The organism is Agarivorans sp. 2_MG-2023 (assembly GCF_030548085.1).
Lineage (GTDB): Bacteria > Pseudomonadota > Gammaproteobacteria > Enterobacterales > Celerinatantimonadaceae > Agarivorans.
Window position 1 is genome coordinate 494,625 of sequence record NZ_JAUORQ010000001.1, and the last position, 22,017, is coordinate 516,641.

At 44.0% G+C, this 22,017-nt stretch carries 11 protein-coding genes; 4 read left to right on the forward strand and 7 right to left on the reverse strand.

The genetic code is table 11. The annotated features are described in order from the left end of the window. Entirely contained in the window at positions 1–936 is a 936-nt protein-coding gene (locus Q4549_RS02140; protein ID WP_303552817.1) for a LysR family transcriptional regulator, read from the reverse strand. A gap of 106 nt (positions 937–1,042) precedes the next feature. Between Q4549_RS02140 and Q4549_RS02145 the strand changes: the two genes are divergently transcribed. The 4 genes from Q4549_RS02145 to Q4549_RS02160 all read left to right on the forward strand — a co-directional run bounded on the left by Q4549_RS02145 (position 1,043) and on the right by Q4549_RS02160 (position 5,701). After that, on the forward strand, positions 1,043–2,500 hold the full coding sequence (locus Q4549_RS02145; protein ID WP_303552816.1) for an NAD-dependent succinate-semialdehyde dehydrogenase: 1,458 nt from the start codon (positions 1,043–1,045) through the stop codon (positions 2,498–2,500). Between the two features lie 18 nt (positions 2,501–2,518). Continuing rightward, positions 2,519–3,799, forward strand: coding sequence for a 4-aminobutyrate--2-oxoglutarate transaminase (gene gabT, locus Q4549_RS02150; protein ID WP_303552815.1), 1,281 nt, complete (start codon positions 2,519–2,521; stop codon positions 3,797–3,799). Between the two features lie 183 nt (positions 3,800–3,982). Then, a complete protein-coding gene (locus Q4549_RS02155; RefSeq protein ID WP_137673275.1) occupies positions 3,983–5,341 on the forward strand; it encodes a voltage-gated chloride channel family protein in 1,359 nt (452 codons plus the stop codon). A 51-nt stretch (positions 5,342–5,392) separates the two neighbouring features. Continuing rightward, positions 5,393–5,701: a hypothetical protein gene (locus tag Q4549_RS02160; RefSeq protein ID WP_303552814.1), complete on the forward strand. Its 309-nt coding sequence runs from the start codon at positions 5,393–5,395 to the stop codon at positions 5,699–5,701. A 98-nt stretch (positions 5,702–5,799) separates the two neighbouring features. Here the strand turns inward: Q4549_RS02160 and Q4549_RS02165 are convergent, their stop codons facing one another. Genes Q4549_RS02165 through Q4549_RS02190 form a run of 6 tightly spaced genes read right to left on the reverse strand, consistent with a single transcriptional unit; the run spans position 5,800 to position 21,796 of the window. Further along, entirely contained in the window at positions 5,800–6,708 is a 909-nt protein-coding gene (locus Q4549_RS02165) for a PstS family phosphate ABC transporter substrate-binding protein (RefSeq protein WP_303552813.1), read from the reverse strand. Then, positions 6,705–7,310 carry an OmpA family protein gene (locus Q4549_RS02170; protein WP_303552812.1) on the reverse strand — a complete coding sequence of 202 codons (606 nt, stop codon included), beginning with the start codon at positions 7,308–7,310 and terminating at the stop codon, positions 6,705–6,707. Before Q4549_RS02170 ends, Q4549_RS02165 begins: the two co-directional genes overlap by 4 nt. After that, entirely contained in the window at positions 7,307–8,620 is a 1,314-nt protein-coding gene (locus tag Q4549_RS02175; RefSeq protein WP_303552811.1) for a TolC family outer membrane protein, read from the reverse strand. Before Q4549_RS02175 ends, Q4549_RS02170 begins: the two co-directional genes overlap by 4 nt. A 16-nt stretch (positions 8,621–8,636) precedes the next feature. Further along, positions 8,637–9,956, reverse strand: coding sequence for an HlyD family type I secretion periplasmic adaptor subunit (locus tag Q4549_RS02180; RefSeq protein ID WP_303552810.1), 1,320 nt, complete (start codon positions 9,954–9,956; stop codon positions 8,637–8,639). Then, positions 9,949–12,072, reverse strand: coding sequence for a type I secretion system permease/ATPase (locus Q4549_RS02185; RefSeq protein ID WP_303552809.1), 2,124 nt, complete (start codon positions 12,070–12,072; stop codon positions 9,949–9,951). The genes Q4549_RS02180 and Q4549_RS02185 overlap by 8 nt, the downstream gene beginning before the upstream one ends. A gap of 7 nt (positions 12,073–12,079) precedes the next feature. Continuing rightward, entirely contained in the window at positions 12,080–21,796 is a 9,717-nt protein-coding gene (locus Q4549_RS02190) for a hypothetical protein (protein ID WP_303552808.1), read from the reverse strand. Positions 21,797–22,017: the final 221 nt, after the last annotated feature.

The window sequence follows — 22,017 nt, forward strand, 5'->3', positions numbered from 1 at the left end:
TTAATGCTTACTCTGCTGATGGTTAAACACTAGAGAAAGCTCAGACATAGCCAATTGCACCTTTTCTTTATCGTTAGGGTTAACCTTGTGTACCAAGCTCAACTCAAAGGGGTAGCAATACTCCGTGGCATTAATCAATCTAATGTCTTGATTGTCTAGGTAGGGTTTAACTTCACTTTTAGGTAAATACCCGATGTAAGCACCGGATAATATTAAGGCCAAGCGGCTATCAAATTGGTAGCCTTTTGCGCCAAAGTTTAACTGTTGCAGTTGCTTGCGGCCTTTAGGGTTTAATTCAATGCCAGGGTGAATGGCGGAGTATTGACTCAATATGCTCGGGTCAATGTCGGTATCACTCAGATGATATAAAGGAGAGTGCTGGCTGGCACATAAATAGATAGTTTCACTAAATACCACTTCACTTTGTAGGCCATCAATACTTCGGTAGGCCGGGTAAAAACCAATATGGGCTGTATTGTTGATTAATGCTGATTCTATATTAGCGACGGTATCCATGTTTAGCGAAACACACAACCGTGGCGCTTTTTGTTTGATAGCCGCAATAGCTTTGCCAAGGTTGATAATGCTGCTTCTATCTAACAGGTCTGAATACAAGATAATCAGTTCACCGCTTAAGGTTTTGCCTAAGTTGTCAACTAACGAGCCAAACTCTTGTATCGATGCAAATAGTTTTAAACACGCCTGGTAGACCACTTGGCCACGCTCGGTTAACGCAAACCCACTGCGCCCACGTACACATAGCTTTAAGTTCATCCTACTTTCTAAACTCGACATATGTACGCTGATTGTTGAACGTGTAATGCCTAAAAACCCTTCGGCGGCAGCAAAACCACCATGTTCGACAACTGCTTTAAACACTCTTAATAAACGTAGGTCGTATTCACTTAATTGTTTACCGTTGATTGGGTCTAACATAGTTTTACCTAGTTCAAACTAAAGTTTTATTGTTTGATATTTAACATTGTTTTTAATTGGTATTCAATAAGTGTTAACGGTCTGAGTCGCTATAGAGAATCACGCAATGGAAGCTATCAAACATCGTGCTTTGTTAAAAATGCAGTCTTACATCAATGGACAGTGGCACGCTTCTACCAAGCAGTTTGCAGTGCATAACCCTGCTAACCAACAGACTATTGCTTTGGTTGATGATGCCGGTATAGATGGAACTGTACTCGCTATTGAAGCGGCTAAGTCGGCCTTTAAGGCTTGGAACAGCAAATCTGCTAACGAGCGAGGCACATTGCTTAGGCGTTGGTACCAGTTAATGTTAGAGCACCAAGATGATCTAGCGCTAATTTTGACACAAGAGCAAGGTAAGCCTTTAGCCGAAGCAAAAGGAGAGATAGCTTACGGCGCGGCGTTCCTCGATTGGTTTGCCGAAGAAGGAAAACGCTGTTATGGCGATGTAATTCCAGGACCCGCGTCAGATAAACGCATCTTAGTGATTAAGCAAGCGGTAGGGGTTGTGGCTGCGGTAACTCCTTGGAACTTTCCTAACGCAATGATCGCGCGTAAAGCCGCGGCTGCATTAGCTGCAGGATGTACTTTTGTGGTTAGGCCTGCGCAATTAACGCCTTTGTCTGCCTTAGCGATGGCTGAATTAGCCCACCAAGCCGGTATTCCGGCTGGTGTGTTTAATGTTGTAGTGGGTGAAGACGCTCGAGGTATGGGAAAAATACTGACCGAAAGCACTGACGTGGCAAAATTTACCTTTACGGGCTCTACTGCTGTTGGCAAACAGCTTATTGCTCAGTGCGCTGGTAGTGTTAAAAAAGTCTCTATGGAACTCGGTGGTAACGCCCCGTTCATAGTGTTTGATGATGCAGACTTAGACGCTGCTGTACAGGGGGCTTTGGCATCGAAATATCGAAACGCCGGGCAAACCTGTGTTTGCGCAAATCGATTCTTTGTACAAAGAGGTGTTTATAAAGTATTTGCCGAAAAACTGGCTGCTGCATTAGCCCAATTACCCGTGGGTAATGGCTTAGCTAATGATGTAGTGATTGGCCCAATGATTAGTGAGCAAGCCAAAATTAATGTTCATGAATTGGTGACTGATTCGGTGTCTGCTGGTGCCAAAATCCTTAGTGGTGGTGAAGCTCATCATGCTGGTAGCCATTTTTATCAACCAACTATCATGACTGATGTGACTAACGACATGCCTATCGCTAGAAATGAAATATTTGGCCCGGTAGCGCCGCTGATAATGTTTGACGATGAAGCTGAGGTTATCCAGTTAGCTAACGATACTGAGTATGGCTTAGCGGCCTATTTCTATACCAGAGATATAGGGCGGGTGTGGCGAGTAGGCGAGGCCCTCGAGTTTGGCATGGTAGGCGTGAATGAAGGGATTATTTCCAACGCTGCAGCCCCCTTTGGCGGGGTAAAGCAATCGGGAAGTGGGCGCGAAGGCTCGCAATACGGTTTAGATGATTACACCGAAATTAAGTATTTGTGTATGGGCGGCTTAAACGCTTAGAAAATAGGGATATTGCTAATGAATAATCAACAACTACAACAAAGAAAACAAAAAGTATTCGCGAGAGGGCAAGGCAATATTTACCCTGTTTATGTTGAACGTGCCTTAAACGCTGAAGTATGGGATGTGGAAGGTCGCCGTTATATAGATTTTGGTACCGGGATTGCAGTTTGTAATACTGGCCATAGTCATCCTAAAGTGGTTGAAGCAGTAAAGGATCAGCTCGATAAGTTCAGCCATACCTGTGTGATGGTGAATCCATACGAAAGTGCCGTAGCATTAGCTGAAAAGTTGGTGAAACTTGCGCCTGGCTCAAGTGACAAAAAAGCGATGTTTGTTACCACTGGCGCAGAGGCCGTAGAAAATGCGGTAAAAATTGCCCGTGCTGCCACTGGACGCAGAGGTGTAGTGGCCTTCAATGGTGGCTTTCATGGTCGTACTAATCTCACCATGGCATTAACCGGTAAAATTACGCCCTACAAACACCTATTTGGCCCCTTTGCAGGAGATATTTACCATGTGCCTTTTCCTACAAAGCTACATGGGCAAAGCACTGAACAAAGCCTAGTCGCCTTGAATAACTTGTTTAAAGTAGATATCGCGGTACAAGATGTGGCTGCCATTATCATCGAGCCGATTCAAGGAGAGGGTGGGTTTTATCCTGCGCCTAAGTCTTTGTTGCAAGCGCTACGTAAACTATGCGATGAACACGGCATTGTACTGATAGTTGATGAGATTCAAACGGGGTTTGGCCGTACTGGTAAAATGTTCGCCTGTGAAGACGCTGGGATCGAGCCTGATTTAATCACGATGGCTAAAGGTATTGCTGGAGGGTTCCCCTTATCGGCAGTGGTAGGTAAAAGTGCATTAATGGATGCACCGTTACCGGGTGGGCTAGGCGGAACCTATGGTGGGTCGCCTGTCGCGTGTGCAGCGGCCTTAGCTGTGCTTGATTTAATTGAAAAAGACAAACTAGTGGAGAGGGCACCGCAAATAGGAGTGCAGTTTGGCGAGTACTTGAATCAGTTACAAAAGCAGTTTCCTGATTTGATCGCTGAAGTGAGAATTTCGGGTGCGATGATCGCCATTGAATTAGTGACAGAAGGCAATGCGAATCTACCTAATACTGCGCTTACTCAGCAACTCATCGCGAAAGCCCCTGAGTATGGACTGATTTTGTTGGCCTGTGGTTTTTACGGCAATGTGATTAGGTTTTTGCCAGCATTAACGATTGAAGATGACATTATTGCTGAGGGTATGCAGCAATTTAAACAGGTATTTACTGACTTAGCTGATTAAGTCAAAGTTATTAAACAAGTACTTAGCGAACCTTTTCGGTTCGCTTTTTTGTTTCCGCAAAACTATACAACTTAGCTTAGCTTCGCTATGTTGTTACTTTAAGTAATAATAAAACAAGCAGCGTTACGGTAGTTTCTTGTTTTGACGAAAAGCCGCACGGCCATATGCTGCAAAGGAATTCTAATGCCAAGCCCGTTACCCAATAGCCCTAGCTCCTTGTTTGTACTATTACGTTGGCTACTATTGCTAATACCACTGGCTTTGGTGGTTGGTTCACTAAACGCGCTGTTTTTATGGTTGTTAGATTACGCCAGCCATACTCGCGCAGACAATCCTTACTTGTTGTACTTTTTGCCTATTGCTGGTGTGGTGGTGGTGTTTATCTATCGCCGCTTTGGCAAAAACTCCGAATCTGGTAATAACTTAATCATTGATGAAATCCATCAGCCTGGAGCGGGTATCCCCGCCCGTATGGCCCCGTTGGTGCTTATATCTACGGTAGTCACCCACTTATTTGGTGGCTCAGCTGGGCGTGAAGGCACCGCGGTTCAAATTGGCGGTGCTTGTAGTGCTGCCTACGGAAAGATGTTTAAGCTAACCGGTCGCGACTACCAAATTTTGTTAAGTGCCGGGGTGGCCGCTGGTTTTTCTGCGTTGTTTAGCACTCCCTTGGCAGCCACTATTTTTGCGTTAGAGGTTCTGGCTGTAGGAAGAATAAGATTTGATTCCGTCATACCCGCCTTATTTGCGGCTATTTTAGCCGATGTAGTGTGTACTGCCTGGGGCACGCCGCATACTCAATACAAAATAGATTTCCTAGAGCATGTAATGCTGTTTGAACATGTGGTTCATGTTGATTTACTTATGTTAGGTAAAGTACTCGTTGCCTCCATCGCTTTTGGTATTGTTGGATACCTATTTGGCGAGTCGGTGTTTATGTTTAAAGACATCTTCAAACACACCATCAAAAACCCTTACTTGATCGCAATCGTTGGTGGAGTAATTGTAGTCTGTATTGTTAAGCTAATTGGAAACCAGGACTATATAGGTTTGGGGGTTAATAGTTATCGTGAGGGCGGCGTAAGTATTATTAGCGCCTTTAATGAAGGCGGTGCAGAGTGGTATAGCTGGATGCTCAAATTATTACTTACCGCAATTACGTTAGCCGCAGGTTTTAAAGGAGGAGAAGTAACGCCGTTGTTCTTTATCGGTGCCACTCTGGGTAATACTTTGGCCTGGATAATGGGCGCTCCTGTTGATTTATTTGCGGCAATTGGCTTCATCGCAGTATTTGCGGCGGCTACCAATACACCTTTGGCTTGTACCATTATGGGGGTTGAACTTTTCGGCTCTGACCACTTGTTGTATTTTGCTGTGGCTTGTTTTGTTGCTTACTATTTTAGTGGACACACTGGAATATACTCATCACAACGTGTAGCGGTACCTAAATCGACTAATTTTGCCGCTCATGAAAAAACTTTAGGTGAAATTAGAATGGCTAATAACAAGCTAGTGCAGTGGCTAAAAAAGCGGAAAAAGTAGATGGGCTTTTCAGTAAGCAAGAAAACCATAGTAATTTCTGCGGCTCTTTGCTTGAGCCCGACGATTGTGTTTGCTTACCCTGGAAACCTGACTACCAACTTAGAAGGGAACGAGTTAAAAGCCACGGTAACCTCAAATTCTGATCAACCTATACGCTGTCAACTTTCTGCAGGTCCAGATATTGTGTGGATGGAGATTGAAGATAAACAAGAAAACTTCAAGCTGGCACAGGGTTATCGAACCCATGATTTAAGTTTATATTGCAAAGTTATTAAGCAAAAAACTAAGCCAAGACCATGGCGAATTAACCCTTACAACACGCCAATTCCTGAGTGGAACAAAGTTATCTACCCTGATTAGTGACTTTATCAACGACCATTTGGTCTCCCCTAAGCCAATCTCCAATATTATGAATAGGCTTCTAATAGTAAAGGCGGCCATGCCGCCTTTACTATTTGTTATTTATAGCCTCCAGCTATTTCTGGACTGGTTTGCTGTAATGTCACCAGATTTCGGTGTAAAGCCTCTTCAGGTAACGGGATAAAGCCGTACTTAAGCATGCGCTGTTGGGCATCATCTGTTTGTACGTATTGAACAAACTGTCTATATGACGAATGAGAGTAGTTGCCGTTGGGGGCTACGTTAAGGTACATATAGTAAACATTGGCCAAAGGGTAGCGACCCGACAATATGGTCTCGTGATTTAAATCGAAATAGTCGCCTTGCTTATCGATTAACTGTAGTGCTTTTGCTTGGTCAAAATTATTTTGGTAAAGCGTATAAGCAATCGCATCGATTTGTTTATCCAGTGTGCTCAGGAGTTGCGATGTGCTGACTTGAGTTGCGGCATTTTGTTTGCCATCGCTACAGGCTACTAATTCGTTAAACTTTCGATGTTGATCTAGCTCTTCACTAACCGCATAGCGTTGAATAGGGCTATTAGCATAACTGGTATTTATAGTGTTCCAATTTAGCGTGGTAGCCTCTGTTTGGCAGGCAAATATTTGCTCTAAAGAAGCCATATCGATAGCGTTTATTGGATTGTCTCGATGCACCAGTATGGCAGCAGCGTCGGAGCTAAAAAACAACTCAATAGGTTGATAACCATAACGTTTAACAAACTCAGCCATGTCACTGTCTAACCATCGCTGAGAACTAATACCTACGCGACCTTTTCCTTCAATAAAGCTTTGGCTTACTGTGGTGGTTTTTATAATGCCTAATTGCTCAGCGAGTTCAGCGCTTTTTATCAACTCAATCATGGGTTCTACAAGTTCGTGTTCAACTAAAATACGCTGCTGGGCATCTGCTTGCGCTAAGTAAGTAATCAGCATGGTGAACCAAAGAAAACTGTGGATTAGCTTCATTGTTCAACTCCTCGCAATGTTGCCTTTTCAGAACTATAAATAGTCCACTGCGTTTGAGCCTGTAACTGCTGTTCTTTAAGAACCGCAATGACTCGTCGTTTCCGCTGTTTCAGCTGATGAGTGTAATCAGTATCTTGGTAATACTCTTGTATTAGTATTCGCTGCTTATCAACGCCTTGGTTTGTTAAGGCTAGGGTAATTGCATCGGTACGTTGTTGAGCAAGCCGATGATTGTAGGTTTCGTTGCCTTCACTACTTGTATCACCTATCAGTGTCACTTGCAGTTGCGGGTTTTGCTGTAAAGTTAGCGCTAAGTGTTGTATCTGCTCATGTTGATCATTCCTAATCTCGGACTTATCTAAGTCAAATAACACGCTATGAATGGCAATGGATTGTTCACTTAGCCAAATAGCACAGCCATTGTTATCTGTCAGCGTACCGGAAGGGGTTTCCCTGCATTTGTCGCGTTGATTGATAACCCCATCATTGTCATGATCTCTAAGATCGTCGATTTGATGGCGAGTGACTTGAGTATCTGGTTGCTTGGCGCAGGCTATAACCAGCAAACAAACCGTCATGAGAATGGTATTTTTAATGCTCATTGTTTAGTCTCCGTTTGCCATTGCTCAGGGTATTCAACTCTCAATGCGTAGGTTAAGCGACCCATCGCATTTAATATTCGATAGGCTGCAAGGGTGTGTTCGTAGTCCGTTTCAATATAGTTTTTGCGGGCCAAAAATACCTCCACCTTGGCATCAAGCACATCAAGCAAACTTCGCCTCCCCACATTAAATTGTTCTACGTAACCCAGCTCAGCGGCCTTGGCTGCGTCTACATTTACTTGAAGTAATTGCTTTTGTTGGGCAAGTAATTCATACGCATGCCAAGCCAATGTTGTGCCTTCAACTACTTCGCGTTGGGCTCGTATTCGAGTGGTTCTAGCTTGCTCACTGCGCCAAGCCGCGGCTTCCGTATTCGCGGTGGTACGCCCACCACTAAAAATGTCATAGCTCATTGTTAGCATTATTCGCGCGTCGCGGTCGGGTCCTCGAATACCACCAACGTTGTCATTTCTGTTGGCTACAGCTTCAAGGTTAAACTCTGGGTAATAGTTGCCTCGTTCACGGCGAGTTTCTTGATGAGCTGCTTCAATATCTGCCATCGCAGATTGAATCTCTGGATGGGTATCAATTCCTTGCTGTATGGCTAGTTCTTTATTGTTAGGTATTAGCTGATAGTCAAATTGTGGCTTTACTAAGTCTTCGGGAAGTCGACCCACCAACCGAGAATACTGAGCCTGTAGATCGTAAAGATTATTAGTGGCGGCTATCGTAGAGCTTTTAGATGTGGCCACTCGTGCTGATATTTGGGCTAAATCGGAATTACTGCTTAAACCATTTTGGGTACGTTCTAGAATATCGTTATAAATCTCTTGGTGCTCTAGCACGTTTCGTTGGCTAAGCTCTAATACCGTTTGTGCTTTAAGGGTGTTCAAATACACTCTAATCACGTCTAAGGCGACGTTTTCAGCGTCAGACAAAAGCAGCAAGCGTTCTGACTCCGCTTCGTAACTTAAACGCGAGATATTGGCGTTGGTTTTTAAACCGTCGAAGATTAACTGAGAGGCTTTTATACCAACCTCAGTTCGATTTAGATTGCGCTCGTCACTAGGGACTTGTACACCACTGTTATAGTAGGTGTCTTCGTAACCTGCAGCAGCATATACATTCAGTTGCGGAAGGTAGTCTGCTTGGGCGCCATCTACATCTCGTAATACTGATTGAAAGCGGGCATATTGGCCTGCCACATCAGGGCTGTAGTCAATGGCGTAAGCGACTGATTCTTCGATGGATAGTGCAGTTGCATTTACACTAAGTAGCCAAGTAGCGGCAATTATTACAGATGAACGCATTCCTTTTCCTCATCCGTTAAGGTTCACGAAGAGCACTGGCTTTAGCCCTGAGTAAGGGTTTAAGCCAATAGCCCAATACTGATTTTTCCCCGGTTAATATGTCTACCATGGCTTGCATGCCTGGGATTACCTGCAAGTTAGGATTAGCTGTTTGATTGAGTAGAATGTGTGCCCTGTAATAGGTACTACCATCTTCTTCTTGTAAGGCGTCGGGGCTTACGTAGCTAACGGTGCCTTTTTGTCCGCCATACACTACAAAGTCAAACGCAGTAAACTTCACCATCGCTGGCAAGCCTTCGTGGATAAATCCGATATCTTTAGGTGCAATTTTGGTTTCTATAATGAGCTGGCTATCTTGCGGGACAATTTCCATAATAGCTTCGCCGGGGCGAATCACGCCGCCAATCGACCGCACTAGTATGTCTTTTACTGTGCCCTCAATAGGCGAGGTGAGTTTGGTTCGATTAAGTTGGTCGGCTACTGCTCGTTGGCTTTCATCTAACTGCGCTAACTTGGCCGATACCTCATTTAGCTGAGCCTGTGCTTTAGTTCTAAACTCAACGGCAATGTTTCTTCGCTCTAAAATGGCTTCATTAATGGCCGCTCGAAGTTTGCTTGCCATTAGTTGAGCGCTAGTAATATCCCCATTAAGCTGAATTTTGTCGCGCTGTAGCTTAAGCAATTCAACTTTTGCTACGGCGCCGCTGGCGACAACATCTTCCAACATCGATATTTCTTGCTCTACCACCACTAGGCTATGTTGCAGGGTTTGTTGATTACCTATGGCATCGTTTAGCGCTTGTTGATGTTGCTCGACACTTAAAGTCGCTTCTTCGAGTTGCGCATTTAGCTGGCGGATCCGTTGTGCAAAGTTCGCGCTCGAATTGGTTTGTGCACGATGATTTTGGTTTATAAACTCAAGAGGTTTAGGACTCACTGTTACTTGCTGTGTCCAATCATTCGGGCTGGTATTTATGCTTACGCTAGCAAGTTCTGCAATAAGTCTGGTTTCTTGAGCGAGCAGGGTACTTCGCTGTTGTTCACTTTCCAAAAATGCTGCTCTAAATCGAGTATCTTCTAGGGATAGTAGAGTCTGACCTTGACTCACTTGATCACCCACTTCTACATATAGCTGTTTAACAATTCCACCCTCTAAACTTTGAATTTTACTGATAGCGGAAGAGGGAACGACTTTGCCATCGCCTACGACTACTTCATCTAAGGTGGCTAAAGTTGCCCATACAATTAGGCTAATTATCAGTCCCACGCAGAGCCATACAATGAGGCGAGATTGTTGGGCTAAGCGTTGTTGTTGCCAGGCAAGTTGACTAGTCATGCTTCGCCTCTCTCACCACACTCACTGAGTGACGTTTTTTGGATTGAAGTCCCAGTATTACCGAAGCCTTGTCGTTAGCGACCAAATGTCCTCTTTCAAGTACAATGATTCGGTCGCAAATACTCAATAAGCTTTGTTGGTGGGAACTTATTACCATTGTCATATCACGAGGTAGCTTGCTTAAGCTTTGCTTTATCAAACTTTGATTATTGTTATCCAAGGAGCTTACAGGCTCGTCTAACAGCAGCAGTTTGGGTTGTCTATATAGAGCTCGGGCTAGTGCTACCGCTTGACGCTGTCCGCCCGACAACAACATTCCGCGTTCACCTACTTGGCTCTCGAGACCATTACTTAAACGTTCAAGGTGGGTTTGAAGACCAGATTGGCTAATGACCGATGCGAGTTTTTGTTCGTCTAATTCAGATTCTCCTAACAGTATGTTTTGTATAACACTACCGAATACCAAATGAGCATCTTGCCCTAACCAGCCTATTTGTTGGCGTAGTACGATTGGAGGCCACATCGACGAATCAATATCTTGATAAAGTATTTGCCCACTAGTGGGAGAATATTGGCCAGCCATTAAAGAAATCAGGCTTGATTTCCCCGATCCAGCACTACCTATTATGCCCAGTCGCTCGCCTGGCATCACTTGCAGTTCAATATTGCTTAACGCATTAAAGTTTTGCTCTGGGTAACACAAGCTGACTTTATCAAACACCAATTTTCCTTTGAAACTACCGGGCTGAATAATTTGCTCTGGCTTGTGTTCTTGAGGTAATTCCATAACTTGCTCTAAACCTTGAATGGCCGAGCGGCATTGTTGATAGCGTAAGATAAGCATGGATAGCTGGTTAATGGCACCAGCTGCGCGACCACTCAACATTACAATGGCAATTAAACCACCCATGCTTAAAAGCCCTTCAGAAATACGGTATACACCGATGACTACCAAGCCAATAGTGACGACTTGTTGGCTGGTAACGATTGAATGGCTCACTAAGTTACTTAGGTGCCTAGAGCGTATTTGCCAATCGCTCATTTGGCTGGTGGTTTGCTCCCAAGTTCGTTGGCTAGCGCCTTCGGCGTTGAATTGTTTTACTTCAGTTAAACTAGATAAGGTTTCAAATAACTCAGCTTGCCGTTGAGTTGACAGCTTAGCGCTTTGCTCCATGCTGGCCGCGATCTTAGCTTTCATCAGTAAACTAAAACTGAGCAATCCAATTAATACGCCTAACGGGACAAACACCATTGGCCCACCTAGCCAGGCAATTAGCACTAAGAAAAACAAGGTAAAGGGGAGGTCGACTAAGGTGACAAGGGTTATTGAAGTAAAGAACTCGCGCACACTGTCAAAGTCTTGTATTTGTCGAGAAAACGCCCCTACTGATTGAGGTTTATTCTCTAAGCTCATGCCTAGCACTTTTTGCATAATGCTTGCGGAAAGCTTGTTATCTATTTGCTTGCCGGCCATGTCGGTAATATTGCTGCGCGCTTTACGCAACAACCAATCAAAAAGCAGCGCAAGGCTTACCCCTATTGCTAATGTCCATAAAGTATTGAACGCCTGATTAGGCACCACTCGATCATAAACATTCATAGTGAAAAGCGGCACAACCATCGCCAGTAAATTGATAAACACTGACGCTAAGAGTAAGTCTCTAAACCAAGGTTTTACCTCATTGAGTGCTTGTGTTATCCAGTGTTGCTGTTTGGTATCGTGTAACTGTTCCACCCTGGTGTCTTTGGCGATTGTAGGGCTGATGAGCCAAAGCTGATGTGAGACTTCGGCTTTAAAGTTCTTTAAGGTTTGTTGGCAGACCGCATTTTTGTTGGAAAACTGATAATTAACCATTTGTTGGTTGATTTCGGTCACCATCCGTAACTGTTGTTGTTTATCTAGCGCTACCAATACGCCGCTAAATTGTTGGGTTTGTTCTAGTTTTACTGGAACCGCTTTTAGGCCTGTTTGTTGACAAGCACGAGCGAAAAGATCAGCATTTAGCTGTCCATTTTCCAAAGGAAGACCACGTAATAGGGTTAAGCGATTAAAGCTTTGACCGAAATGGCGACACATCCATTCAATGCTGTCTAACCAGGCGTCCTGCGGTTCCATATTTTCCTTAGCTTATAATGAGATTTTGGTCGTCTATCATTTTTTGTAATAAGTCAGATTGGTCGGCCACGCTAGCATCGCCCTTGTATAAGTCATCTAAACTTACGCCCGATAAATGAATACTTTGCGTAACGTTACTGGCGTCTGGTTTTATTGTCATAAGTGCCGAACCGGAAAGCTCGCTTAATTCAATGTAGGCTTCTGCACTTGTTCCATTGGTTATACCTAATCCATTTAAGATACTGCTTAAGTCAATCGCGTCAGCGTTTTCGGCCGCGTTAAAGTCAGTTATCGTATCAACGCTTGGATCTACAATTGTGCCTTGGTCTTCGCTCCTAAATGCAAATACATCGTTGTTTAAGCCACCGGTAAGGAGATCATTTCCAGAGCCGCCGATAATCAAATCCTGCTGTATTCCACCTTCAAGGGCACTGTCGCCCACAGCAACTAATGAAATATCCAACTCTTGACTAATGCCTTCTGCTTTATCGCTATCTATCTTGGCAAAGCTATCTATCGTTAAGGTAAAATCAGTGGCGAGATTGTGTCCACCAGTAATGGCTAAATCAGCCACCTCATTAGAGTTAAAAACCAACTCACCATTCACTGCTGTTTGTCCCGAAATTTCGAGCCCATCAGGAATCCCTGAAAGGGTCAATTTACCCACTTCGTTAGCAGCAGGGTTGGTCAGTTCCATACTGAGGCCTAATGGGATATCGCCGCTTTGTTCAGCAATAATGTGGCTAAATTGCAGGTTAACTACTGGCGGATCGGGTAGGGGCGAAATGTTAATCGTGAGGTTTTCTGTGGCCAGATCCCCAAAATCACTTTGTTGTGTACCTAATACAAAGGCACTGTCTTTAGTTTCGGAGTACAAGCTAACATCGAGTTGTCCGAAGGCATCACCTGCATAGAGCTCGATGCTGGAAACGCTGGAGGCACTAATCAGCAGTGAGGCAATGTATCCTGAACCATTATTAACGAACCGAGCTTCTTGACCATTAATAGAAATACGATCTAAACCAATCAGTGCGCTAGGGTCAGAGCTATTGTTTATTTGAACACCAACTAAAATTTGCTCATTGCTATTGCTTTCAAAACTACTGATGTTAACTGGGATGGTAATGGCGTCGTTTTCTAATCCTGTGATGTTATCGGGCACATCGAAAAACTGGCTATCATCGCCAATTGGCATCACCCCAACAACAAAGTCTTGAGTACTGGCTTTAAAGTCATTGGTGCCTGTTTCTACGCTTATAGCTTCAAATACTAAGGGAATGTCGCCGCTAAAATCGAGCGGAGGACTTAAATAAACCTCAGATAGCTGGCTGATATCCACGCCCCAAGCTTGGGTGGGATTACCATTAAAACTACCGCCATCGGCACCATCATTCTCAAGTAGTTGATAGTTACTGCCATCGAAATAACTTAATACTGCGCCCTCAGGGACTCCTCTGATACTGAGTGAAAAGGTTTCCGATCCGTCTTGGTCTACAGCGTTTGCTAACAAGCCCTCAATTTTTATATAGCTATCTTCATTGCCGCTGCTGTTTAGAGCGTCGAGTAGCACGAAGTCAGTGACGGGCTGCACATCCAATACTGCGCTGGTTGTTTTAGTTTGATTATCTACTAAGCCATCAGCTTGGTCAGTAATGTTAGCTGAGACGTCGATAGTGAGTTGACCACTAAAATTATTTGGTGGCCTAAACTCAATCTCGTTTAATTTGCTTGGGTCTAAGACTGTCCAGGTATCATTGCCATTGTCTACAATAATCGAAGAGTCCCCTATGAACTGGCTGTTTGCTGGCACGGTTATGAGTAAACTGTTTATCGTTTCGATACCTTCACCAGCGATATTGGAATCGCCAAGAACAAACGCCATGTTTAAGTTTGTTGTGGTGTCTTCTTGAATGGTGTTGCTAGAGACCGTTAGCCCAATATCGTCAACTACAGGCTGCACTTCAATATTTATGAACTGCTGTTCGCTAATACTGTCACCTGTGCAGGTATCGGTAACAATTACCGTAACGGGGATCTGTAACTGCCCAGCGTAATCTTCGTCTAAACCCACAATGGTCATGGTTTCTATTGCAGTAGCTGAAATCGTATATCCAGTTATTTGGCCTAGCGCGTTGTACTCTGGGTAAATCTCTCCACCTTCTAACTCTACATTTTCAGGTAGATCATCCACCGAAATATAGAACGAGATAACATCACTTGGATCATTGGCTATATCCCCATCAAGGTGGCCAGCCACACTAATATCTTCTCCCTCTATCGCGTCAACAGTGGATGTAGACAGTTCACCGGGCTCGGAAGGCGTGCAAGGGATGCCTCCGCCGCCGGAATGCCCAGTAACTTGGACCAGCAAAGGCGCCGAGATGAACCGAGCATCTTCGCCGTCTATTACTCTTGCTTTTACAATAATGGTGGTTTCATCGGTATCTAAAGCACTAAACAGCGTTGCACCTGCGAGTATATCTGCAGCTGTTTCTACTATAGCGTCACTGGTTAAACCATTGGCGGGAATGATCCAGTTGTTGTTGGCCCCCATAGTGGCACCATTGGGGTGGTGTACTTCAAAGAACGCCCCGTCCGGAATCACAATCTCTATGTAGTCTAGATATTCTGAACCATCGATATCCTCTTCAATGAACAATACGCTGCCATCAAGCGAGATGGCGCTGCCGTCTATGCTAGTAAGTGGCTCTGTTGTGGCACTTAAGCGTGTATTTAGCTCAACTCTGGCGGCAACGTTCACTTGTAAATCGGCATTAATGGTTTTTATATCAGTGCTGCCGTTTGGTGCGGTATCAGTGACTTGGTAGGTGATGGGTATGGTAAAATCTCCACTAAGATCGGTATCTGCTTGAATAACCAATTTTCCACTGGCTAAAAACTCTTCCCAGCTAGTGGTATTAAGGTCAAACAAAGTAGACAAATCTAAGCCACCCGCGCTTATGTCTATCGACACGCCCTCGTAAAGCAAATTTATGCCAGTAGGCAAGCTTACAATGGTGTAGCCAGTTACAGACTCACTGCCATCACTATCAGCGCCTAATGCGGGTAATAAATTTAGAGAGGCTTCGCGGTCTTCTACTGCTTGCGATGTTAGGTTATTCCCGTCGTTTTCATCGACTATCGGTGACACCTCAATATTAACGGTATAGTTGAAATCGCCACTGTCTCCATCGGGTTCTGTAGAGATAGCGATGATGTCGAAAGATAACTCGCCACTAAAATCATCGGTAGTTTTTATATAAAGCTGAGACAAAATGTCGTTGCTTATTTGATAGACCCCTCCAGTTACTGGGTCTTTCGCGACTGGCGCTAGGGGATAGGGAGCGCCCATATTATCAACTAAAGTAATTCCACTGGGTAGATTAGTAATCAGCAGGTTAATGCTCTCAGAGGCGTCGTTATCACTGGTACTAAATTCAAAATCCAAAGGGATTAATTGATCTTCGTTTACACTCACTTGATTGCTAATGATGTTGTTGGCTTGGTCTACTGCCCAATTGCCTGCACCAGAGTCGGCAACTAGAGGCTCATCTACAACACCCTTAAGCTCAATGGTGACTGTTTGAGCTGGTGTTTCTATTGAGACAGGGCTTGGTATCAAACCATCTATGGTTGATTCAGTGGCAATTGCCGAAACACTGATGGTCAATGTTTCGCTAACCGAACTGATGTCTTGTTTAGGAATGAGAGTTATTAAACCAGCATCAACCTCATTAGCATCAACTAGGTAGGTATTAGGGCCATCAAGAGCACTAGAACCGCCTACAACCTGCCAGCCAGGGTCTACCACTATTTTATAGCTGAGTGTTTCAGACCCATCAGTATCGGTAAGTTGCGCGGCGATAACCTCACTCACATCAATGGCATGATCTTCTAAGCCTTTAATATCTCTTACCGATAAGCTGGGTAGGTCTGCTTCAGGTTGTACATTTACCGTAATGGATTGGCTAGTTTGCGCCGTTTGGTCACTTGGACTCGCGAATACGTTGCCAGACTCAGTTGCGACGGCAATGAGTGTAAATACAAATTGTCCCGCTAGGTTGTTGTCTGCTTTAACAGTAACTTGGTCTAATTGTGCTTGTGTATAGCTTTTACCTTCTTTAATGGCATTGCCGTTTAGACTTAAGTGTAAACCGTTAGGTAAATCGGCAAATTGATAGCTTAATGATTCAGAACCGTCTACTTGATCAACCAAGTTTGCGGTAATGTCTAAAGTTTGCACTGAACCATCATCTTCCACCATGCTGTAGATGGTTTGTGAAGCACCGTCCCAAACCGGAGTATCCGCTACCGGCAAAACAGATACCGCAATGTCAGCATTAATGGTTCTGTTTCCAGAAACCGTATCGATAGTCGCGCTCACTAGAATATCTACTGCACTGGTGGTGTCAGACTCATTTTCTGCTGGCTGGTAAGTTAAAGTCCCATTCGGTTTGGCGTTACCATCAACAATCTCTAGATCAGTGATGGTAAATACACCGCCACTGGCAATGAGTTGGACGTTGCCTAACCATAAGCTTCCGCCATTTAGTGAAGCTTCGTCGATGAGTATGTTAGTGACAGTTTCGTTTTGATCGGTATCACCAGGTCTAACCTCAATAGACAGAGCAACCTGATTGTCTTCAGTGGTTTGCACGTCTTCAGTTCTAATCACCCCAGGAGAATCTCCCAGGTTCAAAGTGGCGCTACTGGTGACTTGGTCACCATCAAAATCTTCGACTACATAGGTAATGGAATCGACTAGCGCTGGGTCCTCGGTTACATTACTCTCAGTTGTGAGTTCTAACTGGCCGTTAGCATGAATAGTCAGCTCGCCATAAACTTCAGTTAATAGATTTGGGTTATATAAGGGGACTGTTTCTGAACCGTTAGCAGGTATGTTGTAATCAGTGCCCATGTAATTGAAGCTGATGATCGTGGCGCCATCAGCGCCACTGACAGTTTCATTGAGTAACTGAGTGGTAAAGCTTTCTCCCTCCACTAAATCTAAGGACCTGGTTTCGCTTTGCGGTACATCGTCGGTTACTGCCACTGCTATATTAACTGGCGAGCTAGTATCGCCATCGGCGTCAATGGCGGTCACGCTAAAATCTAAAGAAAGTAAATTCTCGCCAAGCCCATCTGGGTGGTCGAGGGGGGCTAAAAGAACGAACTCGGTACTGCCATCTAGGTTGATTCTAATTTGAAATATATCTTCCGCTAAGCCATTACTGGCTATGTACCAACCATCACCATCGGCTGCTGTTAAGCTTATGGCGCTGCCACTGGATTTAAGTCCTAGGGCGTTAAATGCCGCGGTGTCTATTCGCAACTCGGCAATATCATCACTGCCTTGTTTTATGCTTATCACTGGGTCAACACTAGACGCCCCATTAGGGTGATTACCGTCTGCTAAATCGGCTTCATCTACTTCTATTTGGCCTACAGCGCTAATGCTCGGATCTCTACCATCAAAAATAGTTACTAACGATGTGGCCGTTTGCGAAGTGCCATCGGTATCACTGGCTTTTATTGGAAGAGCAATAGTTAAGCTTTGTTCTTGGGAGGTGGGTAAGTGATCGACTTGGCTATAGAGATTGATTGTTAAGTCTACATCGGCAGCACTGTCAGCAGCTATGTTTATGTCTTCAGGTAAGCTCACTGTGAATACAACTTCGTTAGTGCTGAGTATGGCGTCATAACTGCCATCTGCGTTGTCGCGCCAAGTAAGTGCTTGGCCATTCTGACTTAAAGGATTGTTATTGGAATCTAAAACTGGGTCGCCATTGGATACCTCTAGCGCTAGTTGATCGATAGGATCTTGATTAGAGACCAATGATACTGTGCTAGTGGCAGTGCTAAATGCGTCAACAGGAGTACTTGGATCTCGCGGCAACTCACTTAGTTGCATATCCATGACCGCGATAGAAATATCGCTACTATCGTTTATCGTAATGTCTAAATTTACGCTTTGGGAATCATTGTCGGTATCACGCACGTTTAGTATTATTGGAAACTGAGAGCCATTGTTTTGGTCTATGCCTTTAAATAAGGTGAACTCATAATCAAGTGTTTCGCTTGTTTCACCGTTAAAAGTGTCAAGAATACTAATGGTAAATACGGGGTCGTTTATGTCGTTGGTATATGCAGTTAACGTGTTGCCTAAGGAGGAAACAGCATAAGATAAAGGCTCGCCACCGCTACTAAGGGCTGGTTGTTGCTCATCAAAAGCGACTGCAGCAATAGCATCACTACCCACAACCAAATCAACACTACCTGTGGCGCTAACTTCACCCGCAATTAAATCGGCTTCATTAAGCATCACTGCTTGGTTATTGTTAAGCTGAGGATCATTACCGTCTGAGAGCACCCACTCAACAATACCTGGTGCATTGTCACTGCCGTCTAAGTCGCTAGACAATATAGTGAGCTTTAGAAAGGTTAAGTCGCTGCTGTTTAACTGGTTAATGCTATTAAACATGGTTAAGGTGGTTGTACCAATAAGCTCATCACCATTTGCAAGGCCTGTCAGACTCAAAGTAAATACCAAGCCAATAAAAGGCACTTCTGCGCTAATGGTTTTACCGTCGTCACTTAAGGAGTAATCAAGGGATGTTAAATGCGTGCTGCTGGTGAGAAATAGCGATTGTAAGTCTACAAGCGTGGCTTCGCTGAAGGCGAGGCTTTCTGGGTCTGGATTATCGCTCCCAGGTTTTATCGTAAAGGTTTCAGTAAAGCTGTTAGGTGAGTTATCTAAATTACCTTCGGTGCTAACAGCCAAATCATCAACAAAATGACCGGCAGCACCATCACTAATTACTATGTTGTTAAAAGCGTTGCCTGTATCACCTGAGCTATCGGTGACTTGATACTCAAACCGTAACTCTTGATCTTGCTGGTGGTTTAAATTTCGGTTGGCATTAAAAAACCAATATCCGCTGTTATCTACAAATAAACGCCCTTGGTCAGTATCAAAGACAACAGGAATTGTCCCCACGTCTTTAGTCACTCCGTCAACGGTGACTTGAGTGACGTTTAAGTCACCGTCTAGGCTAAAGTCATTATCAGTTACATTACCAAAAACCGATTCACCTTCGGTAACCTGAGCAAAGTCGTTATGCACTTGAGGAACGGAGTCTTTAAGCGCAATCACTAAGGGGGTAAGTACGGTTTCGCTGGTTCCATCTGAATCATACTGAGTGGCTGAAATGATCGGTGTTAAAAATGATTCATCAGTATTTAAGTCGTTGTCTAGCGCGCGGTAAACTAAGGTCTGAATAGAGTTATTTGCCAGAACAGTAAACTTAAATACCAGTTCGTTGGTATCAACAGTGCGCGCTTCTAGGGTTTTATTGTCTGCCGAGACAATTAAGGCAACCGCGCTGCCTTCTGATTCAACACCTGCCAGTTCAGGCTGGTTCTCTGCAAAACTAATCGCTTGTGCATCGTAGATGTTTACGTTGGAGTTGGTTACCAATACGCCGGTTTGGTATAGGTCGGTTTCGAGTAAAATATGAGGGTCAGGTTCGTTTAACAAAGGTAATGCATCTTGTGCGTTATTACCTGCCACATCATTTACTGAGGTGTTGAGTGTCCAAGGTTCTAGCTTTTGTAAGCTACTGGTATCTATGTTGTTGGTCACCCAATTACCATTGTTATCTACGCTGGCTAGTGCTTCAATGCTTAGGGTTCCATCGCTTATTTGAATACTCACTTGCTGGCCTTGTTCAACTCCGGTGGTGGTTCCTTGTAGGCTAGTGAGAGTGCCAGCTTTAAATTGTGCAATGTTAAAGCCATCTAAGGTATTGATATCAATGGTAGGAATACCGGTATCTAAGGTGATTACGCTGGTGGCTGTTGTTGGGTTACCTGCTGCATCGGTGGTGTGTGCGGTTAAGTTTAATTGGCCATCGGCTAAACTGGCCAAGTTTTCGGTGGTTTGCCATTGATTGTTTAGTGATTGCACTTCAAAGCTAAGGCTTCCACCTTGTGAGTCAGTAACACTAATGAACACGGTTTGACCATCTTCTACGTCAATTAAGCTTCCTTCTAATAAGGTTGAGCCTACTTCAGACTGATTGATGGCATTGTCTCCATTGCCTTCAAATCGTGCGCTAATGGTCGCTTGAGTGTCTTTAACAATGCTTGAATTGGCGTTGGTAATATTACCTGCAATGTCTGTGGTTGAAGCTTCTAGCGTGAGTTGGCCATCAAGCAAGCTTGATAAGTCTGTGCTTGCTAGTTCCCAGACACCATTAATGACTTGAGTTTCTAGCGCTAACTGATCACCATTACTATCGGTAACCACAACTGTGACTAACTGTCCTTCCTCAACATTGTTTAACTCACCAAACAAACAGGTAGTGGGTGCTTCTACTGCGTTTATATAGTTGTCACCCTGGCCATCAACATTTGCATTTATTTCCGCTAGGGTGTCTTTAACAATACTTGAGTTTGCAGTAGCAATGTTACCGGCAATATCTAGTGTATTAGCGGTAATGCTTAGTGTCCCTTCGGCCAGTGAACTTAAATCTACATTGTTAATCTGCCAGCTATTGTTGCTAACGGTGGTTTCAAAGTTAAGCTGTCTGCCATTGCCATCATTTACGCTGACGCTAATGCTTTGACCGTTCTCAATATTCGCTACGTCACCAAATAACCTTGTGGTGGTAACTTCCAAGGCGTTTATGTAGTTGTCGCCTAAGCCATCAATATAGGCTTCTATACTTGCTTGGGTATCTTTTGTAATTGTAGATGTTGCTGTTGCTGGATTACCTGCAATATCTATAGCATTTGCGGTAATGCTTAGCTCACCATCTTGTAGACCAGATAAATCGTTATTGGCAATTTGCCATTGGTTGTTAACTACCGCGGTAGTGAAATTAAGCTGGTTACCAGCAAGATCGGTAATTTGAACAAATACGGTTTGTCCGTTTTCTATGCCAACTATGTCACCGTGCAAAGGAGTGGAGGATTGCTCATACTGATTAACATAAAGATCTCCTTGGCCATCTATTTCAGCTTCTATAGTGGCCACTACATCTTTAATTGTTGAATCGCTAGCCTCTACAAATTGACCAAAGTAATCCGTTACGCTGGCATTTACATCTATCTTACCCTCACTCAACAGCTGAATGTCTAAGCCTTGGTATTGATAGCTGTTGTTGTCGACCACTGCATTTACGGTAATGGTTTGTCCGCTAGCGTCAGTAAGGGTGATTACCACCACTCGGCCATCTTCAACATCAACGGTGTTTCCTTGTATTACTACCGAGGGCACTTCAAATTGGTTTTCGTAGCCATCACCACCGTCAATAATATTTACTGTTATAACGGCATCGTTACTCAAGGGGGGGATAGCATCGGCCTGAGCCCCTTGGTTTTCAGTGGCGCTAATACTTAAATCACTATTCTGGGTAGTAAAACCCGCTTCTGGAAGTGTCTCATCTAAGGTTGGTTGCACCCTAACTACAAATGAAGCGCCTTGACTAGATGGGTTGGTACTATTGTTAGTGGTGTTTGGAGAATAGAGGGGAGGAGCTGCGGTCTCGCTATCTTCCGCAGTTGTTTCCAATAGCGGATTTTTAGCTAACTCATTAATGACGTTTTTTACTAACGGAACACTGGTGTCGACTATTTCAGAAGGCGTTACTTTCACCCACTGACCATCGGCCATCACTTTCCAAATTTGTCCTTGTATATCTACGTAGACAACTGGCTTCATCCTTTAGCCCTTACTGTAAACAATATCTGTCTAACATAATGTTTAGCACAAAATTTTTACTAATGAGTAATTAGTAAACTATTTACTTAAGAAAGTCGTTATCTACTGCGGTTTAGCCGAAAACCAGGCAGCAATAAACACTCTTTAAAGGGGCTTTATAGGCGTTTAAAAGGCGGATATTTGTTCAAATCTCCTAAAAGCATTATTTAGTCGCTTTGAAT

Bases quoted from the DNA above. Each gene is read 5' to 3' on its own strand.
- Q4549_RS02140 (WP_303552817.1), bottom strand. From the start codon at position 936: ATGTTAGACCCAATCAACGGTAAACAATTAAGTGAATACGACCTACGT.
- Q4549_RS02145 (WP_303552816.1), top strand. From the start codon at position 1,043: ATGGAAGCTATCAAACATCGTGCTTTGTTAAAAATGCAGTCTTACATC.
- gabT (WP_303552815.1), top strand. From the start codon at position 2,519: ATGAATAATCAACAACTACAACAAAGAAAACAAAAAGTATTCGCGAGA.
- Q4549_RS02155 (WP_137673275.1), top strand. From the start codon at position 3,983: ATGCCAAGCCCGTTACCCAATAGCCCTAGCTCCTTGTTTGTACTATTA.
- Q4549_RS02165 (WP_303552813.1), bottom strand. From the start codon at position 6,708: ATGAAGCTAATCCACAGTTTTCTTTGGTTCACCATGCTGATTACTTAC.
- Q4549_RS02170 (WP_303552812.1), bottom strand. From the start codon at position 7,310: ATGAGCATTAAAAATACCATTCTCATGACGGTTTGTTTGCTGGTTATA.
- Q4549_RS02175 (WP_303552811.1), bottom strand. From the start codon at position 8,620: ATGCGTTCATCTGTAATAATTGCCGCTACTTGGCTACTTAGTGTAAAT.
- Q4549_RS02180 (WP_303552810.1), bottom strand. From the start codon at position 9,956: ATGACTAGTCAACTTGCCTGGCAACAACAACGCTTAGCCCAACAATCT.
- Q4549_RS02185 (WP_303552809.1), bottom strand. From the start codon at position 12,072: ATGGAACCGCAGGACGCCTGGTTAGACAGCATTGAATGGATGTGTCGC.
- Q4549_RS02190 (WP_303552808.1), bottom strand. From the start codon at position 21,796: ATGAAGCCAGTTGTCTACGTAGATATACAAGGACAAATTTGGAAAGTG.